This is a genomic window from Streptomyces sp. A5-4 (genome assembly GCF_051131715.1).
GTDB lineage: Bacteria > Actinomycetota > Actinomycetes > Streptomycetales > Streptomycetaceae > Streptomyces.
The window spans coordinates 5,265,865-5,288,456 of the sequence record NZ_CP178591.1 but is presented as its reverse complement, the minus strand read 5'-3'; the positions used below and the strand labels follow the sequence as shown (position 1 = coordinate 5,288,456).

The window sequence follows — 22,592 nt, the reverse complement described above, 5'->3', positions numbered from 1 at the left end:
GCCACACACCCGCAGACCGACCCCCGGCCACACCACCCGCGTCCGCCGGAGGCAGTCATGACCATCCCCCATTTCCACCTGCGTTCGGTGTCATCGGCCGAACTGAGCACCGATCCCGACCGGCTGCGGACCCTCTTCGCGGACGACTGGAAAGCGGTCCGCTCCAGGTGCGAGGCGAAGACGGAAACCGTTCTGGCCGAGGACTACCTCGATGTCCACCGGCTGTACGTGGGCGCACGGCACTCCCCGTCCACCAGCGCCCCGGAGACCCTGCTCGTGCTCGGCGGCCGACCGGTGCCCTTACCCGGTGAGGGCCTGCCGCCGTTCGTCGTCCTCATCCCCGCGCAGGTGTCGGCGGCAGCCGCGTACCTCTGCGCCGTGTCGTTCGAGACGCTGTGGTCCACCGCGTGCGAGGACCTGATGGCGCCGCACGGGCTGCTCTTCACCGAGGCGGAACTGCGGAGCCACTTCACGCTCGTCCACCAACGGCTCACCGCCTTCTACACACGGACCTCGGACGAGGGGCGTGCGGTCGTGAAGTGGCTGCTGGTTTGACGGCCCCGGGTCAGCCCTGGCTGCGCGCCCGGCGCGAGGCCGCCGCGCGCAGCACCCGCTTGCCCTCGTTCGACAGCCGCAGCGCGTTGCTGAGGCCGCAGCCCGAGTCGTCCGCGAGCATCTCCAGCAGCTCCGTCTGACGGCGCAGTTCGCCCGCCGTGAGCGGGGTGATGCCGTCGGTCTCACCGTTCAGGTACGCCTTCGCGCGCACCCCGTCGCCGAGCTCCGCCGCCCCGTCCAGCCGCAGATGGACTTCGAGCACCGCGGTCGAGCACTCCTCGGCCCAGGCACGCAGCTCGGGCCCGGTGTAGGCGGCGGGGACCGCGGCGGCCATCCGGCGGGCGAATCCGGCCAGTTCGCCGGGGGCGTGCCCGGCGACGCGCTCCACGACGGCGGCGACCCTGCGCAGCCGGCCGAGCCATGCGTCGTCGCCCTCGACCGCGGACCACAGGGGCCGCAGCGCCAGGTCCATGTCGAGGCCGAGGCGGTCGGCCCCGTCGACGTACTCCAGCAGGGGCAGGCAGCGGTCCAGGCACGCGACGGCGCTCGCGGCCAGGCTCCGGTCGTCGGCACGGCCGATCAATTCCACCAGGCTCACGAAGACTCCTTCGGCACAGCGAGGCCCGCGCCGTGCGGGCCTTCATCTCCGACTGCGTAATGTGGCTTGATTACGTCACAGTCCGAGCCGGATGCACCCCTTCCGGTTACCGGGCCGGCCGGCGGTCCCGGCCGGTTACAGACCCAGCCGGTCGAGGAAGAGCGCGAAGAGCTCCTCGGCCAGCGGATCGGCCTCCGCGCGCAGCACGTCGAGCAGTGGCTGCTCCGGCACGGTCCTGCCGGTCGCCGCGGCCCACTGGACCGCCTTCGCCCCGGCGCCCTCGGGCGACAGGAAGAGATCCTCCAGCCGCAGCCCGTCGGCGCCGAGGAACGCGGCCATCGCCGCCGGTCCCAGGCAGCCGAACCAGGATCCGGCGGCCGTCGCCGAGGTCGTCGCCTCCACGACCACGCAGTCGCTGTCCATGACGAAGGCGAACAGCGCGGGCGTGCCCGTCTCGCCGCACACCCCGCGCGCGAGCGCCCCCATGTCACCGACCTGCGGCTCGCTGGGATGCGCCCAAATCTGCCAGCCGTCCGCACGCGTCTCGTGGAGGGCCAGGTCGTCGCGCACCTCCGCGAGCGCGTCCAGCTCCACGAGCGGGCGCTTGCTCCTGCCCACCACGAAATAGCCCCAGAAACCCATGCCCCGCTCCCCCACGTGTTCGACTTCACACTGCCCGTCGCATTCTGCCCCGGGGAAGTCGCGCCGGGGCGGAATCAGTTGAGTACGGGACGTTCCGCCGGCCGGGGCGCGGCCTTGAGCTGCTGCATGCGCGTCAGCATCCGGACGAAGAGGATCGCGAACACGGCGGCGGTGATGTTTATGAGCTCGCCGATGACGGCCACGTCGGCGGCCTCGCCCAACTCCTGCGCGGTGTCTGCATCGCGGTACGTCGTCCAGGACCAGCGGTTGAAGAGCATCGACGCGACCCACATCGTCCACCACACGTCGAGCACGGCGCCCGACTCACCCTTCGACTTCCCGAGTCCGTACGGGTCCCGCCTGCTCGCCGCCAGGATGTCGGTGGCGATCCCGCGCGGGAGCCACAGGTTGCCGATCGGGACGAACCAGGCCCCGATCGCCCAGCCGGCGCCTCTGCGCTGGAGGTCGGGCGCGAAGATCTCGGCGTTGCGCCGCACCCGGAAGAACCAGACGACGAAGACGACGGCGCTCGCGACCACCGAGCCGTAGAACAGCACCGTCGCGACGAGCGTCAGCGAGTCGACGCCCTCCAGCGCCGCGTCACTGACGAAGTTCCCCACGATGACGTCGCCCATCAGGCTCCGCACCCGGAGCGAGACGAAGATCGACAACAGATCGACCGCGATCACGGCGCCCAGCAGGGCCACGACGGCGTACGACAGCCCGACCGGCGAGCGCAGGCCCGCCACCGGTCCGGCATGGGCCCCGGGCACTGCCGTGGCACGCGCGCGTGGCGGCGGTGAGGCGCGACCGGCGGCGACACACCGGTCGCAGGGCTCCCCGCTTCTGGTGGCGGTGTTCAGCTGACAATTGGTGCACAGCATGGCTGAGCGGACCCCCCAGTACGACGAAGGCGCCCCTCCCCAGAGGCGCCGTACAGCTCACGGCCACTCCTGCGCGGCCGCCTGGGGAAGATACGCCGCCCAGCCCCGCCCGTCCATCAAAAAGCTGCAGGTCAGGCCATCGAGGAGGGCTCATCGGGCGACAGGTGCGACCTGCCGGCGCCGCGCCGCGCTACCGAAAACGTCCACTATGCGTGCCGGAACTCTCCCGTCCGGGTGAAATTCATTCATCCTTGGCGTGGTGGTCTCGGACCGCCGATAGCGTTGCGACCCATCCACCTCACGCCTCTCGTCGGTTCTCGTCGGTCACATTTCGAGGAGCTCACGCTGTCCAGCGAATTCCGCGCCGGCCCTCCGAAGCGTCTGCCGACACTCCCCCCCGGGCACCCCGCCGCGGCCCGTCCGTCCCTGCCCCACCAGAGCCGGGAGACCACCGCCGCAGGGCTCGGCCACTTCAACGCCGCGCCGGTCGGCGCGGCCGAAGCCGCCCTGCTCGCCTGCTGCGGCAGCCGCCGCTGGGCGCAGCGGCTCGTCGCGCACCGCCCGTACCCCGATCTCGAATCGCTGCTCGCCGCGGCCGACGAGGCGGCGTACGACCTCTCCGTGGACGAGATCGGCGCCGCGCTGGCCGACGAGTCCTCCGCCGGGCTGCGCGAGGGCGCACCCGCCAGCGCGCAGACCGCGCTGCGCGCCGCCCACGCGGCGTACGAGTCGAGCTTCGGCCACGCCTTCGTCATCTCCCTGGACGGGCTCCGCCCCGAGGAGCACCTGAACCAGGTGCTGGCGGGAATCCGGTCCCGGCTGGGCAACGAACCGGACGAGGAGAGATCCGTCGCCGCCGACGAACTGCGCAGGCTGGCACGCGGGCGGATCGCCCATCTCGTAGCCAATCATCAGGAAGTGGGCGATTCTCCCGTTTCCTCCTGCAATACAGGCCACTAGGACCGCCCCGATAGCCCGTCCGAGGCTGTTTGATTGCCACTTTGATCACACCTGCGGACCCGGCGCGAACGAACCGACAAGTCGTCGCTACGATGGCCAGGGCCGGTGGACCGTACCCGGCCGGGCCAGACCGACATCGAAGCCGGCATGGCCCCAATCCCCGCTCCCGGAGGGTTTTTCCGTGCCGGCTGGAACGCTGTATCGCGGCCGGGAAGGTATGTGGTCCTGGGTGGCTCATCGAGTCACCGGCGTCCTCATCTTCTTCTTCCTGTTCGTACACGTCCTCGACACCGCTCTCGTCCGCGTCTCTCCCGAGGCGTATGACGATGTCGTGGCCACCTACAAGACCCCTCTCGTAGCTCTGCTCGAGTACGGCCTCGTCGCCGCCATCCTGTTCCACGCGCTCAATGGCCTGCGGGTCATCGCCGTGGACTTCTGGTCCAAGGGCCCGCGCTACCAGAAGCAGATGCTCTGGACCGTGATGGGCATCTGGATCGTCCTGATGGTCGGCGCGCTGTACCCCGTCCTCGGCCACGCCGTACGCGAAGTCTTCGGGAGCTGAGGCAAATGTCCGCTGAGACCACTTCGTCCGCCGTGGGACCCGTCGAGGGCGCGAGCCTGTACGACGTGGACAACCCGGCGCCTCTCATCGAGGCGCCCCGCGCGCGCACCAAGAAGACGCCGAAGTCCACCCGTAGCAACTTCGAGCTGTACGCGTGGCTGTTCATGCGGCTGTCCGGTGTTGTACTGGTCGTCCTCGTCCTCGGTCACCTGCTGATCCAGCTTGTGCTGGACGGCGGCGTGTCCAAGATCGGCTTCGCCTTCGTGGCGGGCCGCTGGGCCTCGCCGTTCTGGCAGGCCTGGGACCTCGTCATGCTGTGGCTCGCCATGCTGCACGGCGGCAACGGCCTGCGCACCGTCATCAACGACTACGCGGAACGGCCGGGCACCCGCTTCTGGCTGAAGATGCTGCTGTACACCGCCACGGTGTTCACCGTCCTTCTGGGCACGCTGGTGATCTTCACCTTCGACCCGAACATCCGCTAGGCCCCGGGGCTGAGGTAAACCACCCATGAAGATCCACAAGTACGACACCGTCATCGTCGGCGCCGGTGGCGCGGGCATGCGCGCGGCCATCGAGTCGACGAAGCGCAGCCGCACGGCCGTTCTGACGAAGCTGTACCCCACCAGGTCCCACACGGGCGCCGCGCAGGGCGGCATGGCCGCCGCGCTCGCGAACGTGGAGGAGGACAACTGGGAGTGGCACACCTTCGACACGATCAAGGGCGGCGACTACCTGGTCGACCAGGACGCCGCCGAGATTTTGGCGAAGGAGGCCATCGACTCGGTCCTCGATCTGGAGAAGATGGGCCTGCCGTTCAACCGCACGCCGGAAGGCACCATCGACCAGCGGCGCTTCGGCGGTCACTCCCGCAACCACGGTGAGGCCCCGGTCCGCCGGTCCTGCTACGCGTCGGACCGCACCGGTCACATGATCCTCCAGACGCTGTACCAGAACTGCGTCAAGGAGGGCGTGGAGTTCTACAACGAGTTCTACGTCCTGGACCTGCTGATGCAGGAGGTCGACGGGGTCAAGAAGGCTTCGGGCGTCGTCGCCTACGAGCTGGCGACCGGTGAGATCCACATCTTCCAGGCGAAGGCGATCATCTTCGCCTCCGGCGGCACCGGCAAGTTCTTCAAGGTGACGTCGAACGCGCACACCCTGACCGGTGACGGCCAGGCCGCGGCGTACCGCCGTGGGCTGCCGCTGGAGGACATGGAGTTCTTCCAGTTCCACCCGACGGGCATCTGGCGCATGGGCATCCTGCTGACGGAGGGCGCCCGTGGTGAGGGCGGCATCCTCCGCAACAAGGACGGCGAGCGCTTCATGGAGAAGTACGCGCCGGTCATGAAGGACCTCGCGTCGCGTGACGTCGTCTCGCGCTCCATCTACACGGAGATCCGCGAGGGCCGCGGCTGCGGTCCCGAGGGCGACCACGTCTTCCTGGACCTCACCCACCTGCCGCCGGAGCAGCTGGACGCCAAGCTCCCGGACATCACCGAGTTCGCGCGTACCTACCTGGGCATCGAGCCGTACACGGACCCGATCCCGATCCAGCCCACCGCGCACTACGCCATGGGCGGCATCCCGACCAACGTCCAGGGTGAGGTGCTCTCGGACAACACCACCGTCGTGCCGGGTCTGTACGCGGCCGGCGAGGTCGCGTGCGTCTCGGTGCACGGCGCCAACCGGCTGGGTACGAACTCGCTGCTCGACATCAATGTGTTCGGCAAGCGGGCGGGCATCGCCGCCGCCGAGTACAGCGCGACGGCCGACTACGTCGACCTGCCGGAGGACCCGGCGTCGCTCGTCGTCGCCCAGATCGAGCACCTGCGCAACTCCACCGGCAATGAGCGCGTCGCCGTTCTCCGCAAGGAGATGCAGGAGTGCATGGACGCCAATGTGATGGTGTTCCGCACCGAGCAGACGATCAAGACCGCGGTGGAGAAGCTCGGCGAGCTGCGCGCCCGCTACCGCAACATCTCCATCCAGGACAAGGGCCGCCGGTTCAACACGGACCTGCTCGAGGCTGTCGAGCTGGGCAACCTGCTCGACCTGGCCGAGGTCATGGCCGTGTCCGCGCTCGCGCGCAAGGAGTCCCGCGGCGGTCACTACCGCGAGGACTTCCCGAACCGCGACGACGTCAACTTCATGCGCCACACCATGGCGTACCGCGAGGTCGGCGACGACGGCACCGAGTCGATCCGGCTCGACTACAAGCCGGTTGTCCAGACCCGCTACCAGCCGATGGAGCGTAAGTACTGATGGCTACCCCGACCCTGGACAAGGTCGACGACGCGAAGCCCGCCTCGTCCGCCTCTCCGTACATCACGGTCACTTTCCGGATCCGCCGCTTCAACCCCGAGGTCTCCGCGGACTTCGAGTGGCAGGACTTCGAGATCGAGATCGACCCCAAGGAGCGGGTCCTCGACGCGCTGCACAAGATCAAGTGGGATGTCGACGGCACGCTGACGTTCCGCCGCTCGTGCGCGCACGGCATCTGCGGATCCGACGCGATGCGGATCAACGGCAAGAACAGGCTCGCCTGCAAGACGCTGATCAAGGACCTCAACCCGCACAAGCCGATCACGGTCGAGGCCATCAAGGGCCTCACGGTCCTCAAGGACCTCGTGGTCGACATGGACCCGTTCTTCCAGGCTTTCCGCGACGTGATGCCGTTCCTGATCACGAAGGGCAACGAGCCGACGCGTGAGCGTCTGCAGAGCGCGGAGGACCGCGAGCGGTTCGACGACACGACGAAGTGCATCCTGTGCGCCGCGTGCACGTCCTCGTGCCCGGTGTTCTGGAACGACGGGCAGTACTTCGGCCCGGCGGCGATCGTCAACGCGCACCGCTTCATCTTCGACTCGCGCGACGAGGGCGGCGAGCAGCGTCTTGAGATCCTCAACGACAAGGACGGCGTGTGGCGTTGCCGCACGACGTTCAACTGCACGGACGCGTGCCCGCGTGGCATCGAGATCACCAAGGCGATCCAGGAGGTCAAGCGCGCGCTGATCACGCGTCGCTTCTGACCGCTCCCGCAGGTCGTACGCGCACGAAGGCCCCGCCGTCCGGTTCGTCCGGGCGGCGGGCCTTTTTTATGCCAAAATGGTGTGCGGCGCCGTGCTGCCGAGTGCGACGGTGCGCGGTGGGCGCAGTTGAACGGCGAGGGGAGCGCGGGCACCATGAGCGACCAGAATCCCAACCCGTACGCGGCGGACGGGGATCCGAACGGCGAATACCAGTGGGGGCCGTATCCCGGTTACGGATACCCGAACCACGCGCCGGGCCAAGCCTCTCCACCGCAGCAGCCGACGCTCCCCGGGCTGCCTCTGCCGTACGACAGGCAGCCCAGATACGGCGTACCGCTGACGGCGCTCGGCGACATCACGGTGATGCCCGACTCGATCGTGACGCCGTCGGGGACGATGCCGCTCAAGGGCGCGATCTGGACGGTCACCGACATGTCGCGCACCGAGGAGAAGATCCCGACGGTCGCGATCGTGCTGGCCATCGTCTTCTCCTTCGCCTGCCTGCTCGGCCTGCTTTTCCTGCTGATGAAGGAGAAGCAGACGACGGGGTACATCCACGTCACGGTGGTCAGCGGCGGGCGGCAGCACTCCGCCATGCTCCCGGCGTTCGGGCCCGAGTCCATCCACCAGGTGATGGGACAGGTCAACTACGCCCGCTCGCTCAGCGTGTGACGCCGCTCTCCTCCGCGACCAGCATGACGCGGCGGAGCAGGCCGTTGAGCAGGCCGCGCTCGGCCTCCGACAGGACGCCGAGCAGGCGCTGTTCCTCGTGGCCCACGACGTCCATCGCGCCCAGCCAGGCCGCCCGGCCGGGCTCCGTCAGCTCCACGTCCACCCGGCGGCGGTCGGTGGTGGACGGGGTGCGGCGGACGAGGCTCCGGCGCTCCAGGGCGTCCAGGCGGCCGGTGACCGACGCGGGGGCCAGTCCGCGATTCCGGCGAACGCCCTGGCCCGCGTCACGTCGTACGACTGGCTGCTCTCGCTCGCCGCGATGCCCCTGGGGTACGCGCTGGCGCCGCTCGCCGCCTCCGCCTGGGGTCCCGGCGTCCCGCTCGGGCTCTCCGCCGTGCTGGTCGGCGTGGCCTGCGTGGGGACGGCGGCGGTGCCGGGGGTTCGGCGGTTCAATGGCTCCAGAGGTAAGGCCGTGGTGACCGTGTGATCCGGATGTCAGTGGATGGGCCTACCTTCAAGACAGAGGGACGGGGAGGGGACGGTCACGATGGGGACGACGACGGACGGCCTGCGGGGCAAGGGGTTCCCGGCGGAGCTGCTCGACGCGTACGACGACTTCGGTCCGGCCATGCGCGCCGCGCACGCCGGGCTGCTCGCCTCGCCGGGCACGGCCGCCTTCCTCGCGCACTGCGCGACGCAGAGCAAGGTGCGGGCCACCAAGCGGTGGCGCCGGGAGGCCGCCGCCCTGCTGGCGGGCGCGGAGCGCGGGGCGGAGATCGTCCGGGTGCTGCTCGACGGGATGGCGGGGCAGCGGGAACACCCGGTGACCGAGCTGTCGCCGGTGGCGGGCGAAGTGCGCGCGCCCGGCATCGCGAGCGAGGCCAACGAGACGCTGGTGCGCGGGCTGCTGTGGGCCGCCGCCGACCTCGGCGCGGAGTGGGTGGTGCCCACGGTCGGTGGCGTGGCGCTCAACGCGGCCACGGGCCTGGACGGTTCGGGCGGGACCTGTCGCAACGGCAGGATCGCGACCAGCGCGGTCGGGGTCCTCGGGGAGTTCGACGGGGCCCAGGGCACGCAGGCCGCGCAGGCGCTCGGGCGGCTGAAGGGCACCGTGCGCAACAAGACTGTACTGAAGGGCGTCGCCAAGTCCCTGGAGGCCGTCGCCGAGCGCAGCGGGCTGACGCCCTCGACGATCAGGGAGCGTGCCGTGCCCACGTTCGGGATCGACGCGCGGGGCATCAGGGACGAGCCGCTCGGCGCGTACACGGCGGCGTTGTCGATCAGCGCACCCGGCGCCGCGTCGCTCGGCTTCCGGGGCCCGCAGGGGCGCGTCCTGAGGTCGGCCCCCAAGCCGGTGCGCGACGAGCACGGGCAGGAACTGGCCGTGATGCGGGAGGCGTTGAAGCAGCTGCGCGCGCTGCTGCCCGTCGAGCGCGGGCGCCTGGAGGAGCATCTGACGGCAGGCACCCGGTGGGACCGGGCGGACTGGGAGCCGTACTACATCGACCATCCGGTGACCGGGTCGCTCGCCCGCACCCTGGTCTGGGAGATCAGCACGGACGGCGGCGCCGGCTGGACGGCGGGGCTGCCCGAGCGCACGGGCGGCGGCTGGGCGCTGGCCGGCCCGGACGGCATCGCGGTCCCGGTCGCGGACGGGGCGCTGCTGCGGCTGTGGCACCCGGTGCGGGCGTCGCCCGACGACACCGGTGAGTGGCGGGCGGAGCTGGTCGGCCGGGAGCTGCGCCAGCCCTTCCCGCAGGTGTTCCGCGAGGTCCACCGGCTCACCCCGGCGGAGCGGGACACCGGCACGCGTTCGGAGCGCTTCGCCGGGCACATCCTGCACTACCCGCGGGCGAGAGCACTGATGGTGGAGCGCGGTTGGGCCGGACCGCAGCTCGGCTACTTCAGCGAGGGGCAGGAGACCCGGATGCTGCGCGAGCTGCCGCGCCCCGGGGAGCTGCACCCCTCGGACGGCGAGTCCTGGCGGGCCGGGTTCACCCTCGCCCTGGTCGACCAGCAGCAGTCCGACGGCGGCCTGGCCGCGCTCTGCTCCACCGGCCCGCTGTGCTTCGAGCGGCGCCGCGGGCCGCGGGGCGCGTGGGAGCCGGCCCGGCTCACCGACGTACCCGAGCGGGCCGGGTCGGAGGCCGCGCGGGACGTGGACCTGTTCATCGGGGCGGCGTCGATCGGCGCGGATCCGCAGTGGCAGGGGCGCGGCGAGGACCTCGACCGGGACCGGGGCCAGGAGCAGGACTGGGACCGGGTGTACGACACGTACTGGCACGACTGGGCGTTCGGCGAGCTCAGCGAGTCCGCGCGGATCCGCCGGGAGGCGCTGGCGCTGCTGCTGCCGCGCACCCGGATCGCGGACCGCACGGAGCTGACGGGCCGCTGGCTGCGGGTCCGGGGCGAGTTGCGGACGTACCGGATCCATCTCGGCTCGGGCAACATCCTGCTGGAGCCGGACGACGCCCATCTGCGCATCGTGGCGGACCCCACTCCGGGCCGGGAAGCGGTGTTCCTGCCCTTCGAGGAGGACGGCGGGCTGCTCTCGGTGATCCTGTCGAAGGCCTTCCTGCTGGCCGACGACAACCGGATCGCGGACCGGACGATCACCGGCCCGGTGCGCCGGGCGGGCTGACGCGGGGGCGACGGCCGCGCGATTAGGCTCGGCTCTTGTGAAGGAAGCGAAGGAAGCGAAGGCCCCCAAGAGCGAGCAGACCCGCGCCCTGATTCTGGAGACCGCGCTCCGGCTCTTCCAGGAGAACGGGTACGACAGGACGACCATGCGGGCCATCGCCCAGGAGGCGGGGGTCTCCGTGGGCAACGCCTACTACTACTTCTCGTCCAAGGAGCACCTGGTCCAGGGCTTCTACGACCGGCTCACCAGCGAGCACCGGTCAGCGGTCGTGCCGGTCCTGGCCGCCGAGGACGAACTGGCGGCGCGCATCCGCGGGGTGCTGCTGGTGTGGCTGGACGTGGCGGAGCCGTACCACCGGTTCGCGGGGCAGTTCTTCAAGAACGCCGCCGATCCCGAGAGTCCGCTCAGCCCCTTCTCCACGGAGTCCACGCCGGCGCGCGACGCGTCGATCTCGCTCCAGGAGCAGGTGCTGGCCGGGTCGACGACCAAGGCGGATCCAGAACTGGCCAAAGAATTGCCGCAGTTGATGTGGCTGATGCAGATGGGGCTCGTGCTGTTCTGGGTGTACGACCGCTCGGAGGGCTCCGGCCGCAGCCGCCGGCTGGTGGAGCGGGTCGCGCCGTTGGCCGCGCGGGCGATCGCGGTGTCGCGGTTCCGGGCGCTGCGGCCGTTGGTTCGGCAGGTGCATGAATTGCTGGTGGAGTTCGCGCCGGGGGGTGTGGCGGGGGGGTAGGTGCGGGTGGTTGGGCGGGGGGCAAGGTGCGGGTGCGTGGGCGGGTTGCCTGCGGCGCAGTCCCCTACCCGCCCCTTCCCGAAACTGGGGCTCCACCCCAGACCCCGGTCCTCAAACGCCGGACGGGCTGGAATGGCGGGGCGAGAGAACCCGGGGCCGCCCCACGCGCCGATTCTGGTCCTCGAACCCCGGACCGCTGAAATGGCGGTGTGAGAGAGCACGGGACCGCCATACACCCCGGTCCCGGTCCTCAAACGCCGGACGGCTGTGACAACCGCAGCATCCGGAAGGAATTCAGCCCGTCCGGCGCTTGAGGACACGCCCGCAGGGCGTCCCCGGGGGCGTCCCGGGCGCCGGGCCCGCAGGGCGTCCCGGAGGGCCTGACCCGCAGGGCGTCCCCGGGGGCGGGGGCTTGCCCCCGTTCGGGAAGGGGAGGGTCGGGGATCAGGCCCGCGCAGCGGCGCCCGCCCGTACCCGCACCCCCCACTCCCCCTACAACCAGCCCAGCTCCCAGAGCCGCCACACGCCCGTCCCGTCGGACAGCGACTGCCCGCCCCGGACATCGTCGTCCGTCAGGACGAAGTCCTTCGTCTGCCACAGCGGCACCAGCGGCACATCCTGCGCCACCGTCTCCTGGAGCTCCTTGAAGTCGCGCGCCGTACGGCCCCGGTCGCTGAACTCCTGCGTGGCGAGGATCAGTTCCTCGATGCGCTCGCTCTCGTAACCGTTCGAGAGACTGCTACCGCGTCCCACCAGTGGCTGGCTGAAGTTGTCCGGGTCGGGGAAGTCCGGGAGCCAGCCGACCGCGTACGCGTCGAACGCGCCGGTGGCGTAACCCTCCTGGAAGTCCTGCCAGTCGGCCTTTTCCTCCAGCTCGACCTCGAAGAGGCCGCCCACCTGGAGCTGCTTGCGCAGCTCGGCAGCCTCCGGCCTGGTCGCGCCGCCCAGCGAGTAGCCCAGGGTGATCCTGACCGGGGTCTGGACGCCCGCGTTCTGCAGGAGCCGCGCCGCGCGCGTCCGGTCGGGATTGGGGTACGCGTCGAAGTACGGCGTGCTGTGGCCCGTGACGCCCTGCGGTATCAGCGAATACAGCGGCTCGACGGTGCCGTGGTAGACCTCGGAGGCGATCTTGTTGCGGTCGATCAGCCAGGCCGCGGCCTGCCGCACCGAGCGGCTGGACATCGGCGAGCTCTCGCGCATGTTGAAGACGAGGTTGCGGATCTCGGAGCCCTCGCTCTCGCTGATGCGCACATCGCGGTCACCGGGCCCGAGCTCCGCCAGCACCTCCGGCGGCATCTGCCGGTGCGTGACGTCGATCTTCTTGGCCTTCCACGCCGCGTTGAGCTGCTCGGCCTCCTTGTAGTACCGGATCTCGATGGGCGTTCCGGCCTTCTTCACCGCTCCCTGGTACTTGGGATTGGGCTCCAGCCGGGCACTGACACCGGCCTTGTACTGCTTGAGGACGTACGGGCCCGATGCCACCACCGTGTCTCCGGTGCGCAGTTGCTTCGCCGAGTACTCGGTGCGGTCGACGATCGCGCCCGCACCGGTGGCCACCTTGAACGGGAAGGTGGCGTCGCCGGTGCGGAGGGTGAAGGTGATCCTGTTCCCGCCGGCCTTGACCGATGCCAGTGACTCGAACAGGGACTTGGGGCTGAACGCGTCCCCGACGTCGACCGTCCGCATCCGGTCGAAGGAGTACTTGACGTCCTGCGCGGTGAGCGCGTCGCCGTTGGAGAAGGTCAGGCCCTCGCGCAGCTCGCACTGGTACGTCCGGAGCTTCTCGCCGAGGAATCGGCAGTTGCTCGCGGCGTCGGGGACCGGCACGGCGGAGCCCGGTTCGAAGGTCAGCAGCGACTGGTACAGGTTGCTGTAGAGCGACCAGGAACCGGCGTCGTACGACCCGGCGGGGTCGAGGCCGGACACATCGTCCGTCGTCCCGACCGTGATGGCCCCGGGTGTGTCGCCGCTGGTCGGCAGCAGTTGCCAGCCACCTACTCCGGCTGCCAGAACTATGACGCACGTTGCCAGAATCCGAACCCGGATCGACCGCATCTGCCGCGCTCTCTCCGTCGCCCCACCCCCGGCCGACGTGCGGAATGTCCGCATGTCGGCCCCCGTGACGTAGCTCACCCAATCACACGAACTACACATTCGGAAGGGGAAGTTGCAGCGCGCAGACACCCTTCCGGCGACTGAGACAGGCCTTCGTCTCCGCGCCGGAAGGGCCTCTCAGGCCTGCTTCGAGGCGAGCTCCACGACCGTGATGTCGGAGTCCGCGCCGACCCGCACCGGAGGCCCCCAGGCGCCCGCGCCGCGCGAGACGTACAGCTGGGTGTCGCCGTACCGCTCCAGGCCGGCGAGCGTCGGATTGGCCTGCGCCGCGATCAGCGGGCCGGGCCAGAGCTGGCCGCCGTGGGTGTGTCCGGACAGCTGGAGGCCGACGTCGTAGCGGACCGCGTCGTGGATGACGACGGGCTGGTGCGCGAGGAGCACGGACGCGCGGCTGCGGTCCCGGTCGCCCAACGCCTTGGCGAAGTCGGGTCCTTGGCCCTCGGATTCGCCCGCGATGTCGTTGACCCCGGCGAGGTCGAAGCCGGCGATCTCGACGCGGTCGTTCTCCAGTGGCCGCATGCCGAGCTCACGGACGTGGTCGACCCACTCGCCGGCGCCCGAGAAGTACTCGTGATTGCCGGTGACGAAGTACGTGCCGTGGCGGGACTTGAGCCCGGCGAGCGGCTCGGCCGCGGGCCCCAGGTCGGCGACGCTGCCGTCGACGAGGTCGCCGACGACGGCCACCAGGTCGGGCTGGGTCGCGTTGATGGTGTCGACGATCCGCTGAGTGTGCGCGCGCCCGAGGATCGGCCCGAGGTGGACATCGCTGACGACGGCGATCCTGAACCCGTGGGCGCCGCGCGGGAGTTTGGCGAGCGGTACGGTGACCCGCTTCACGCGCGGGCCGCGCAGTACGCCGTACGTCCCGTAACCGACGGTGCCGAGCGCGGCGGCGGCCGCGGCCCCGCCGACCACCCGCGACACGAAGAGCCGCCGGGAGGGGTCCTGCACCCGGGGCGTGCCCGACGGCGCGGGAGCCCGTACCTCGGCGTCCGTGTTCGTGTCCCTGGCCGTGTCCGTGTCCACTCGACGGGCCAGCCCGGTCACCGCGCCCGTGGTGCCGGCCCCGGCATCGGCCCCGGCATCGGGCGTGACGTCGGGCCCGGCGTCCGGTGCGGCCCCGGCCGCGTCGGGGCCGGGCGGACCGGGGACCGGCGTCGCGCCGGCTCCCGCGTTCGCGTCCCGCCGCGCCGTCGCGCGGCGCAGGAGCGGCCGTACCACCTCGCCCACCAGCAGGGCCAGCGTCAGATAGAGCAGCACGGCCAGCCACAGGTACCCGGGCCACGCCACCACCTGCTGGAACCAGAACGGCGCACCCGCGCGCCCCGAGACCAGTGCGCCCACCATCAGCAGCGGCAGCACCACCAGGGTCACGCTGCCCGCCCGGCGCGGGAGGCCGCCCGGCGCCGTCGTGTCACGGACCAGCCGCCGCCACACGTACCAGTGCACCCCGGCCAGCAGGGCCACGACCACGAGCCCGAGAAGAATGCCGACGACTACCACGTCTGCTCCTGGGTGCGCTCGCGGCGCAGATACCGCACTCCACGGAACCCGAGCACCCCAACGACCGTCCCCAGGAGAAAGGAAGTAATCGCGAGCAGCAGATGCACCCAGAAGTACGTGGTCGGGTCACCCGCTTCGTCGAAAGCGAGCCCGCTGCCGTCCTTCCAAAGGTTCTTGACGAAAGTGATCCAGATGAACCAGCTCCACACCCCGAAGGCGAGCAGGAACCAGGAGACGGGGCGGCTGAGCTTCATGAGCTCAGTATCGCCACTGTCGCCCGGCCGGCTGCTCCGGGGTGGGCTGTCCCGGCGGCACGCCCGGCGGGTTGTTACCCCCGCCATGACGGGTTCCATGGTCGAGCCATGTACGTTCTCGTGCGTGTCTGCCGTTAAAAAGACCGCTCTGACGGTCGTCTCCGCCGCGCTGCTTCCCGCTCTCTTCGCCGCACCCGCGCACGCGGCCCCCGCGGACGACAAGCCCGGCGCCAAGAAGCACCCGAGACCTCCGGCCGCGATGTCCACGGTCGGCGGGACCCAGCTGGGCAGCCCGGGTGTGCAGGTGGAGCTGGGCGCCGGCGCACCGGTGCTGCCCAAGGAGCTGAGCGGCCGTTCGTGGATCGTCGCGGACGCCCAGACGGGCGACGTGCTCGCCGCGAACAACGCCCACTGGCGGCTGCCGCCCGCCTCCACCATGAAGATGCTCTTCGCGGACACCGTGCTGCCCCGGCTGCCCAAGACGCAGATCCGCAAGGTCAAGGACTCCGACCTCGCGGGCATGGGTGAGGGCAGCAGTCTGGTCGGCATCAAGGAGGACCAGACCTACACGGTCCACGACCTGTGGCTCGGGGTGTTCCTGCGTTCGGGCAATGACGCGGTGCATGTGCTGTCCGCGATGAACGACGGTGTGCCGAAGACCGTCCGGGACATGCAGAAGCACGCCGAGGAGCTGCAGGCGCTGGACACGAATGTGGTGTCGCCCGACGGTTACGACGCCAAGGACCAGGTCAGCAGCGCGTACGACCTGACGCTCGTCGCCCGCAGCGGGATGCAGAAGAAGGACTTCCGCGAGTACGCGTCAACGGCGAGCGCGCAGTTCCCGGGTGAGGAGAAGAAGGGCAAGAAGCGCGAGAGCTTCGGGATCCAGAACACCAACCGTCTGCTGACGGGCGATGCGGGGATCGAGCCGTACAAGGGCATCGCGGGTGTCAAGAACGGCAGCACCACGCACGCGGGCACGACCTTCACCGGGGTCGCGCAGCGCGGCGAGCGGGTGCTGCTCGTCACCGTGATGAACCCGTCGGCGAAGGAGAGCCACGCCGTCTACAAGGAGAGCGCGCGTCTCCTCGACTGGGGTTTCGCGGCGGCCGGGAAGGTCACCCCGGTCGGTGAGCTGGTCGCGCCCAAGTCGGCGAAGACCGGCAGCACCAGGGGCGCCCCGCCGGCCGGCCAGGACTTGGCCAATCACGTGGGCCCCTCCGAGCTCGCTGCGACGGACGGCGGGTCCAGTGGCGTCGGGATCGCGCTCGCCATCTCGGGCGGCGCGCTGGTGCTGCTCGCCGCCGGAGTGTTCCTGATCAACCGGCGCTGGCCGCTGCCCGCCCTGGGGCGCCGTCGCCGCTGACGCGCTGCGCGCCGGTCCCCGTGGTCTCCGCTGCCTCGGACGCGCGTTCGCTGCTGTGCCGTGTCGCCGTCCAGGCGGCGCAGCACAGCAGCAGCTTCGCGGTGAAGCTGATCCACAGCAGGAGTGCGATCGGCACGCCGAAGGCGCCGTACATGCTCTTCGCCGCGACGCCCTTCATATAGCCGCCGAGCAGCAGTTTGAGCAGCTCGAAGCCGACCGCGCCGATGAGGGCGGCGGTGATCAGCCGGTGCTTGGCCGGGTGCACCCCCGGCAGCAGGGTCAGGATGTAGAGCAGCAGGACGAAGTCCGCGGCGACCGCGAGGGCGAGGGCGAGGATCTGGAGGATCACTCCGCCCACGCCGCTCTCCGAGATGCCGAGCCGGTCGGCGGTCCAGCCGACGGCGGTCGACCCGATCGAGGAGGCGGCCATCGAGGCGAGCCCGACCGCGCCGAGGCCGAGCAGTACCCCGCCGTCCTTGAGCTTGCGCAGGAACGGGTTGCCCAGGTCGTCGTCGTCCAGCTCCCAGACGGCCCGCAGACATTCCCGCATCGAGCCGACCCAGCCGATGCCGGTGAACAGGAGCAGCGCGCCGGCGACGAGTCCGACGGTGCCCGCGTTGTCCACCAGGGAGCCGAGGTCGAGCTGATCGGCGATCCCGGGCACCTGGTCGGACATCTTGTCCTCCAGGCTCTTGAGTTGATCGGCGGAGAGCAGCGCGGCGCCGATCGCGGCGGCCACGGTGATCAGCGGGAAGATCGCCAGGAAACTGATGAACGTGATCGCGGCGGCCAGCCGGGACCAGTGCACCCGGTCGAGGGTTTCGTACGTACGCCACGCGTGCGTGGTCATCAGTCGCGTCACCAAAGGGCCGATGACAGGCAGTTTCTTCAACCAGTCCATGAAGTCCCCCTACCCTCCGAGCGGAAAACCAGCGTCCGTGTGCCCCAGAAACGCAAGCAGGTGGCGAGCCCCATGCCGACGCCCCCTCCGGAGAGCGTGTCGGCCCGGGGCGAGGTGAGCCCGAGGCCGTAGTGCGAGACGGCGATGCACAGCAACTGCACCAGTGCGCCGGCGACATTGACGGCGAAGAAGATCCCGTACTGGCGGAGTCTGGAGACCTGTGCGGCCCTCCCCCGGTAGGTGCCTGCCGCGTTGCCGACGTACGCGACCGTGCAGCCGGCCAGGAACGCGACGGCCTTCGCGCTGAGCGGGTCCCAGCCGCACGGCCCGCGCAGCCAGATGAAGAGCGCCAGGTCGGCGGTGTACGCGCACAGCCCGACGGCGACGAAGCCGCCGATCTCCTGCCTGTTCGCCCGTGGCGTGCCGCTCACCCTCACAGGTCCGCGACCGCCAGCGCGTACATCGCCGCCCATACGAGCCCGATCACCGCCAGCGCCCTGTCCCGCAGGACCACGTCCTCGGGGGCCCCGGCCGTGCCCCGGTCGGCGAAGACGGCGTAGCGCAGCACCGCGAGGATGAAGGCGACCATCGACAGCTGGCGCCAGGGCAGCAGGCTGCCGTTGGCCGTGCCGCCGCTCTCCAGCGCCCACAGACAGTACCCGAGTACGGCGACACCGGCCGCGAGCTGCCATACGAAGCGCAGGTAGCCGGTGGTGTATTCGGTGAGCAGCGCCCGCGTGGCACCGCCCTTGCCGGCCATCTGCACGGCCTCGGAGTAGCGCTTGGCGGACACCATGAAGAGCGCGCCGAATCCGGCGGTGATCAGGAACCAGCGGGAGAGCGGGATGGACAGCGCCACCCCGCCGATCATCGCGCGCATCAGGAACCCGGTGGTGACGACGACCAGGTCGACTACGAGGACGTGCTTGAGCGAGACGCAGTAGGCGAGTTGCATCAGGACGTACGCCGTCAGCAGCGCGGCCGTCATCGGATTGCACAGCAGCGCGGCGGCGACGGGGACCAGGGCGGCGAGCAGCCCGCCGACGCCGTACGCGACGGACACCGGCACCTGGCCGGTGGCGACGGGGCGGCGGCACTTGACGGGGTGCGCGCGGTCGGCCTCGGCGTCGCGCGCGTCGTTGATCAGGTAGACGGCGGACGCGGCTGCCGTGAACAGCAGGAAGACCAGGACCAGTTGGGTGAGGGCGTGCCGGGAGGCCAGCTCTCCGGCGGCGGCGGGCGCGGCCACCACGAGGACGTTCTTGACCCACTGGCGGGGCCGTGCGGTGCGCAGCAGCCCGGTGGGCAGGCCGGGCGGGCGGCGTCCGGGGCCGGACGCCGGTGCGGCGCGTGCGGGCCGCTCGATGAGCGCGGCGGCCGTTGGGCCCGCCCCCGCCGGGGCCTCCGCGGTGGCTGCTGTGGTGGTGCGCTCAGACATGGGCGACTCCCCCGTCGACGATGGCAGGCAGTCCTGCCGGTCCTGTCATCCACGCGGCCCCGAGCCCGGCCATCACCCCGCCGAGCAGCGCGCCGGCCACCACGTCCGTCGGGTAGTGGACGCCGACGATCAGCCGGGACACGCACATGGCGGCGGCCAGCGGCGGTACGACGTGTCTGCCCAGCGGGGTCAGCGCGCCGAAGGCCACCACGGCCGCTGCCGCCGACGTCGCGTGCGAGCTGGGGAAGGAGTGCAGGCCCGCGGTGCGCACCAGGGGCTCCCGGGACGGCAGTTGGGGGCGGGGGCGGCGTACGGCCAGCTTGACGGCCATGCTCGCCAGGTGCGCGGCGCCGATGAGCGCCGTACCGCGCAGCCAGGCGTCGCGGCGTTCCCAGTCGGCCGCGGCGCCGACGAGTCCGGCGGCGATCCAGACGGCTCCGTGCTCACCGCACCAGGAGAGGCCGCGGGCGCCGGCGGCCAGGTGCGGGTCTGTTCCACAGTCCCGCATCGCCGACAGCAGACGGCGGTCGACGTCTCGCATCTGTCACCCCTCTTCGGTAGCGGTGGCCCGGCGGGTCGGACGCAGGCCGAGGGCGACTCTTATCGACAGAACCAACTAATTGGGGATATTAAATGACAACACTCCTTCAATCACCCATTTCGCTCAGCCCGGCGGGCCCGTTGGGGACCATTTGCCCAAAAGGGACAGTTCTGAGCGATACGGTCACCGTCATGTCTGTCGACACCGTCTCAGTGACCGGTTGGGGCCGTACCGCCCCGACGACCACCCGCCTGGTCCGACCGCGTTCGTACGAGGAGGCGGCGGCGGCCGTCCGCGCCTGCGGGCAGCTCGGCGCACGCGGTGGCATCGCCCGCGGCCTCGGCCGGGCGTACGGCGACGCGGCGCAGAACGCGGGCGGGTCCGTCCTCGACATGACCGCCCTGAACCGCGTCCACACGGTCGACGCCCGTACGGGCGTCGTGGTGTGCGAGGCCGGCGTGAGCCTGCACCGGCTGATGGAAGTGCTGCTGCCGCTCGGCTGGTTCGTGCCGGTGACGCCCGGGACCCGCTATGTGACCGTGGGCGGCGCGATCGGCGCGGACATCCACGGCAAGAACCACCACGGCTCGGGCTCGTTCTGCCGGCACGTCCTGTCGTTCGAACTCCTCACCGCGGACGGCGAGGTGCGCACGGTCCCGGCAGGCACCGGGCTCTTCGACGCGACGGCGGGCGCGATGGGACTGACCGGCGTGATCCTCGCCGCCACGATCCAACTGCTGCCGATCGAGAGCTCGTTGATGTCGGTGGACACCGAACGGGCCGCCGACCTGGACGACCTGATGGCCAGGCTCACCGCCACCGACGACCAGTACCGCTACTCGGTCGCCTGGATCGACCTCCTCGCGCGCGGCGCCGCGATGGGGCGCTCGGTCCTGACCCGGGGGGAGCACGCGCCGCTGGACGCGCTCCCGGCGCGCGCTCGCCGGGCGCCGCTCGCGTTCCGCCCCGGCCGGCTCCCGGCCGCGCCCGCCTTCGTACCCGAGGGGCTGCTGGGGCGGTCCTCGGTGGGCCTGTTCAACGAGCTCTGGTACCGCAGGGCGCCGCGTTCGCGCGTCGGCGAACTCCAGAAGCTGTCGGCGTTCTTCCACCCGCTGGACGGCGTACCGCACTGGAACCGGATCTACGGGCGCGGCGGTTTCGTCCAGTACCAGTTCGTCGTCGGATACGGGCAGGAGGAGACGCTGCGCCGGATCGTGCGGCGCATCTCCGGGCGTGGGTGCCCGTCGTTCCTCGCCGTACTCAAGCGATTCGGGGACGGCGACCCCGGCTGGCTGTCCTTCCCGCTGCCCGGCTGGACGCTGGCGCTGGACATCCCCGCGAACATGCCGGGGCTCGGGGCGTTCCTCGACGAGCTGGACGAGGAGGTCGCGGGCGCCGACGGCCGCGTCTATCTGGCCAAGGACTCGCGGCTGCGCCCCGAGATGCTGGCGCGGATGTATCCGCGGCTGGCCGAATTCCGCGCGCTGCGTGCCGAATTGGACCCCCGTTCGGTCTTCACCTCGGACCTCGCACGCCGCCTCTCCCTCTGACCGACTTCCAGGAGATTCCTCATGAAGGACGCCTTCGGCACCCCGCAGTCCCTGCTCGTCCTCGGCGGTACGTCCGAGATCGGCCTGGCCACCGCCCGCCGCCTGGTGGCCCGCCGCACCCGTACGGTCTGGCTGGCCGGGCGCCCCTCCCCCGCCCTGGAGTCGGCGGCGGCCGGGCTGCGCGCACTGGGCGCGGACGTCCATACCGTGCCCTTCGACGCGCTCGACTCCGCGTCGCACGAGGAGGCCCTCGGCAAGGTCTTCACCGAGGGGGACATCGACATGGTGCTGATGGCCTTCGGCGTTCTCGGCGACCAGGCGCACGACGAGGCCGAGCCGCTGGCCGCCGTCCGGGTCGCCCAGACCAACTACACGGGGGGCGTCTCCGCGGGCCTGGTGTGCGCGGGCGCCCTCCAGGGGCAGGGCCACGGCTCGCTGGTCGTGCTGTCGTCGGTCGCCGCCGAGCGGGCCCGGCGCGCCAACTTCATCTACGGGTCGAGCAAGGCCGGCCTCGACGCCTTCGCCCAGGGCCTGGGGGACGCGCTGCAGGGCACCGGCGTGCACGTCATGGTCGTGCGCCCCGGGTTCGTCCGGACGAAGATGACCGAGGGGCTGGCGGAGGCCCCGCTGGCGACGACGCCCGAAGCGGTGGCGCTGGCCATCGAGACGGGCCTGCGGCGCCGCTCGGAGACCGTGTGGGTGCCGGGCGCCCTGCGGTTGGTCATGTCGGCCCTGCGCCACGCACCGCGCCCGCTGTTTCGGCGCCTGCCGGTCTGAGGGACCCCGGCCGGGCGCACCACGGTCCGGTCAGTGCTCCCGCGGGCCTGAGTGACACCCCGTGGACATCCGTCGCTCCGGCGCGGTGGCCGTGCGGCCGGCGGGCCGCGCCCCGCCCCGTGCTGCTCCCCGTCGAACCCCGGCGGCTCGGCCGATGCCGGCGCGGCCCCTGCCCCGGACGGGTCAAGGCACCCTGGCGTCGAGCCCGGGGTTGGGGCGCCGGGGCGTGGTGGGCTCGTCGACCGGCGAATTCTGCGCGGGCACCACGCCGGGCACCGTGCCGCCCCCGAAGGCGTAGTCGCAGAGCTTGCGCCACACCCCGTCCGCGCCCTGCTCGTACAGCGCGAAGCCGGAGCAGGGCCACTGGGCGCCGTACTCCGAGAGCTCTTCGTACGCCCGGTCCATCCCCTCCTCGGAGATGTCGTGCGCGACGGTGACGTGCGGGTGGTACGGGAAGTACAGCTCGCGCTGGAGGGGGCCCGACGCGTCCCTGACCCGCTTCTGCAGCCAGGAGCAGGCCGCCGCGCCCTCGACGACCTGCACGAAGACGACCGGGGAGAGCGGACGGAACGTACCGGTGCCGGACAGCCGCATCGGGAAGGACCTGCCCGCGGCTGCGACGGCGGCGAGGTGCGTCCCGACGGCGGGCAGCAGCGCGGAGTCCACCTCGGTGGGCGGCAGCAGGGTGACGTGGGTGGGGATGCCGTGCGCGGCAGGATCCCCGAAGCTCGCGCGCCGCTCCTGGAGCAGGCTGCCGTACGGCTCCGGGACCGCGATCGAAACGCCGAGCGTTACGGTCCCCACGTCGTTCTCCTCCGTCATCCGGTCATCCGATGTCGTGCTGCCAGTGTGCAGTGTGGCGGGCGCG

24 protein-coding genes are annotated in these 22,592 nt (G+C 71.1%); 12 read left to right on the top strand and 12 right to left on the bottom strand.

Features of this window, described 5'->3' with window-relative positions:
- The first annotated feature begins 57 nt into the window (after positions 1 to 57).
- Positions 58 to 555 carry a DUF1877 family protein gene (locus ACLLJJ_RS24725; RefSeq protein WP_434595485.1) on the top strand — a complete coding sequence of 166 codons (498 nt, stop codon included), beginning with the start codon at positions 58 to 60 and terminating at the stop codon, positions 553 to 555.
- 10 nt (positions 556 to 565) lie between these two features.
- On the opposite strand, the gene ACLLJJ_RS24720 is transcribed toward ACLLJJ_RS24725, so the two are convergent.
- From ACLLJJ_RS24720 to ACLLJJ_RS24710, 3 genes are all read right to left on the bottom strand, one after another.
- Positions 566 to 1,153: a hypothetical protein gene (locus tag ACLLJJ_RS24720; RefSeq protein WP_434595483.1), complete on the bottom strand. Its 588-nt coding sequence runs from the start codon at positions 1,151 to 1,153 to the stop codon at positions 566 to 568.
- Between the two features lie 135 nt (positions 1,154 to 1,288).
- Positions 1,289 to 1,795, bottom strand: coding sequence for a hypothetical protein (locus tag ACLLJJ_RS24715; protein WP_434595482.1), 507 nt, complete (start codon positions 1,793 to 1,795; stop codon positions 1,289 to 1,291).
- A 74-nt stretch (positions 1,796 to 1,869) separates the two neighbouring features.
- Positions 1,870 to 2,544, bottom strand: a complete 675-nt coding sequence (locus ACLLJJ_RS24710) for a DUF4328 domain-containing protein (protein WP_434595480.1) — start codon at positions 2,542 to 2,544, stop codon at positions 1,870 to 1,872.
- 516 nt (positions 2,545 to 3,060) lie between these two features.
- On the opposite strand from ACLLJJ_RS24710, the gene ACLLJJ_RS24705 reads away from it, so the two are divergent.
- From ACLLJJ_RS24705 to ACLLJJ_RS24680, 6 genes are all read left to right on the top strand, one after another.
- On the top strand, positions 3,061 to 3,639 hold the full coding sequence (locus ACLLJJ_RS24705; protein WP_434600509.1) for a 2-oxo-4-hydroxy-4-carboxy-5-ureidoimidazoline decarboxylase: 579 nt from the start codon (positions 3,061 to 3,063) through the stop codon (positions 3,637 to 3,639).
- A 181-nt stretch (positions 3,640 to 3,820) separates the two neighbouring features.
- Positions 3,821 to 4,201, top strand: coding sequence for a succinate dehydrogenase, cytochrome b556 subunit (gene sdhC / locus ACLLJJ_RS24700; protein WP_078621033.1), 381 nt, complete (start codon positions 3,821 to 3,823; stop codon positions 4,199 to 4,201).
- Between the two features lie 5 nt (positions 4,202 to 4,206).
- The gene (locus ACLLJJ_RS24695; protein WP_434595478.1) at positions 4,207 to 4,686 is read left to right on the top strand and encodes a succinate dehydrogenase hydrophobic membrane anchor subunit; all 480 of its coding nucleotides are present in this window, start codon (positions 4,207 to 4,209) and stop codon (positions 4,684 to 4,686) included.
- Positions 4,687 to 4,711: 25 nt separating this feature from the next.
- A complete protein-coding gene (gene sdhA, locus ACLLJJ_RS24690; protein WP_434595476.1) occupies positions 4,712 to 6,466 on the top strand; it encodes a succinate dehydrogenase flavoprotein subunit in 1,755 nt (584 codons plus the stop codon).
- Positions 6,466 to 7,233 (top strand): succinate dehydrogenase iron-sulfur subunit, encoded by a 768-nt coding sequence (locus tag ACLLJJ_RS24685; protein ID WP_434595474.1) that lies wholly within the window; start codon positions 6,466 to 6,468, stop codon positions 7,231 to 7,233. The genes sdhA and ACLLJJ_RS24685 overlap by 1 nt, the downstream gene beginning before the upstream one ends.
- 153 nt (positions 7,234 to 7,386) lie before the next feature.
- Positions 7,387 to 7,905, top strand: coding sequence for a hypothetical protein (locus ACLLJJ_RS24680; RefSeq protein ID WP_434595472.1), 519 nt, complete (start codon positions 7,387 to 7,389; stop codon positions 7,903 to 7,905).
- Here ACLLJJ_RS24680 and ACLLJJ_RS24675 read toward each other — a convergent pair.
- On the bottom strand, positions 7,895 to 8,020 hold the full coding sequence (locus ACLLJJ_RS24675; protein WP_434595471.1) for a hypothetical protein: 126 nt from the start codon (positions 8,018 to 8,020) through the stop codon (positions 7,895 to 7,897). The genes ACLLJJ_RS24680 and ACLLJJ_RS24675 overlap by 11 nt on opposite strands.
- A 432-nt stretch (positions 8,021 to 8,452) precedes the next feature.
- On the opposite strand from ACLLJJ_RS24675, the gene ACLLJJ_RS24670 reads away from it, so the two are divergent.
- Positions 8,453 to 10,546 carry a DUF4132 domain-containing protein gene (locus tag ACLLJJ_RS24670; protein ID WP_434595469.1) on the top strand — a complete coding sequence of 698 codons (2,094 nt, stop codon included), beginning with the start codon at positions 8,453 to 8,455 and terminating at the stop codon, positions 10,544 to 10,546.
- Positions 10,547 to 10,583: 37 nt separating this feature from the next.
- Entirely contained in the window at positions 10,584 to 11,279 is a 696-nt protein-coding gene (locus ACLLJJ_RS24665; protein WP_434595466.1) for a TetR/AcrR family transcriptional regulator, read from the top strand.
- A gap of 492 nt (positions 11,280 to 11,771) precedes the next feature.
- Here ACLLJJ_RS24665 and ACLLJJ_RS24660 read toward each other — a convergent pair whose 3' ends face one another.
- The 3 genes from ACLLJJ_RS24660 to ACLLJJ_RS24650 all read right to left on the bottom strand — a co-directional run bounded on the left by ACLLJJ_RS24660 (position 11,772) and on the right by ACLLJJ_RS24650 (position 15,151).
- Positions 11,772 to 13,334: an ABC transporter substrate-binding protein gene (locus ACLLJJ_RS24660; RefSeq protein ID WP_434595463.1), complete on the bottom strand. Its 1,563-nt coding sequence runs from the start codon at positions 13,332 to 13,334 to the stop codon at positions 11,772 to 11,774.
- Positions 13,335 to 13,511: 177 nt separating this feature from the next.
- Positions 13,512 to 14,897, bottom strand: coding sequence for a metallophosphoesterase (locus ACLLJJ_RS24655; protein ID WP_434595460.1), 1,386 nt, complete (start codon positions 14,895 to 14,897; stop codon positions 13,512 to 13,514).
- Positions 14,891 to 15,151: an SCO4848 family membrane protein gene (locus ACLLJJ_RS24650; protein WP_434595457.1), complete on the bottom strand. Its 261-nt coding sequence runs from the start codon at positions 15,149 to 15,151 to the stop codon at positions 14,891 to 14,893. The genes ACLLJJ_RS24655 and ACLLJJ_RS24650 overlap by 7 nt, the downstream gene beginning before the upstream one ends.
- Here ACLLJJ_RS24650 and ACLLJJ_RS24645 point away from each other — a divergent pair.
- Positions 15,090 to 16,517 (top strand): D-alanyl-D-alanine carboxypeptidase, encoded by a 1,428-nt coding sequence (locus ACLLJJ_RS24645; RefSeq protein ID WP_434595455.1) that lies wholly within the window; start codon positions 15,090 to 15,092, stop codon positions 16,515 to 16,517. The two genes, ACLLJJ_RS24650 and ACLLJJ_RS24645, sit on opposite strands and share 62 nt — an antisense overlap.
- Here the strand turns inward: ACLLJJ_RS24645 and ACLLJJ_RS24640 are convergent.
- The 4 genes from ACLLJJ_RS24640 to ACLLJJ_RS24625 are packed head-to-tail and all read right to left on the bottom strand — an operon-like array spanning position 16,471 to position 19,397.
- Positions 16,471 to 17,418, bottom strand: coding sequence for a YihY/virulence factor BrkB family protein (locus tag ACLLJJ_RS24640; RefSeq protein ID WP_434595452.1), 948 nt, complete (start codon positions 17,416 to 17,418; stop codon positions 16,471 to 16,473). The two genes, ACLLJJ_RS24645 and ACLLJJ_RS24640, sit on opposite strands and share 47 nt — an antisense overlap.
- Positions 17,406 to 17,891: a GtrA family protein gene (locus ACLLJJ_RS24635; RefSeq protein WP_434595450.1), complete on the bottom strand. Its 486-nt coding sequence runs from the start codon at positions 17,889 to 17,891 to the stop codon at positions 17,406 to 17,408. Before ACLLJJ_RS24635 ends, ACLLJJ_RS24640 begins: the two co-directional genes overlap by 13 nt.
- Positions 17,852 to 18,856 carry a decaprenyl-phosphate phosphoribosyltransferase gene (locus tag ACLLJJ_RS24630; protein WP_434595449.1) on the bottom strand — a complete coding sequence of 335 codons (1,005 nt, stop codon included), beginning with the start codon at positions 18,854 to 18,856 and terminating at the stop codon, positions 17,852 to 17,854. Before ACLLJJ_RS24630 ends, ACLLJJ_RS24635 begins: the two co-directional genes overlap by 40 nt.
- Complete coding sequence (locus ACLLJJ_RS24625; RefSeq protein ID WP_434595446.1) at positions 18,849 to 19,397, bottom strand: phosphatase PAP2 family protein; 549 nt, start codon at positions 19,395 to 19,397, stop codon at positions 18,849 to 18,851. Before ACLLJJ_RS24625 ends, ACLLJJ_RS24630 begins: the two co-directional genes overlap by 8 nt.
- 191 nt (positions 19,398 to 19,588) lie before the next feature.
- Here ACLLJJ_RS24625 and ACLLJJ_RS24620 point away from each other — a divergent pair, with 191 nt between their 5' ends.
- Entirely contained in the window at positions 19,589 to 20,947 is a 1,359-nt protein-coding gene (locus tag ACLLJJ_RS24620; RefSeq protein WP_434595445.1) for an FAD-binding protein, read from the top strand.
- 21 nt (positions 20,948 to 20,968) lie between these two features.
- On the top strand, positions 20,969 to 21,724 hold the full coding sequence (locus ACLLJJ_RS24615) for a decaprenylphospho-beta-D-erythro-pentofuranosid-2-ulose 2-reductase (protein WP_434595442.1): 756 nt from the start codon (positions 20,969 to 20,971) through the stop codon (positions 21,722 to 21,724).
- A gap of 183 nt (positions 21,725 to 21,907) precedes the next feature.
- Here the strand turns inward: ACLLJJ_RS24615 and ACLLJJ_RS24610 are convergent, their stop codons facing one another.
- On the bottom strand, positions 21,908 to 22,528 hold the full coding sequence (locus ACLLJJ_RS24610; RefSeq protein WP_434600508.1) for a 2'-5' RNA ligase family protein: 621 nt from the start codon (positions 22,526 to 22,528) through the stop codon (positions 21,908 to 21,910).
- Positions 22,529 to 22,592 lie beyond the last annotated feature (64 nt).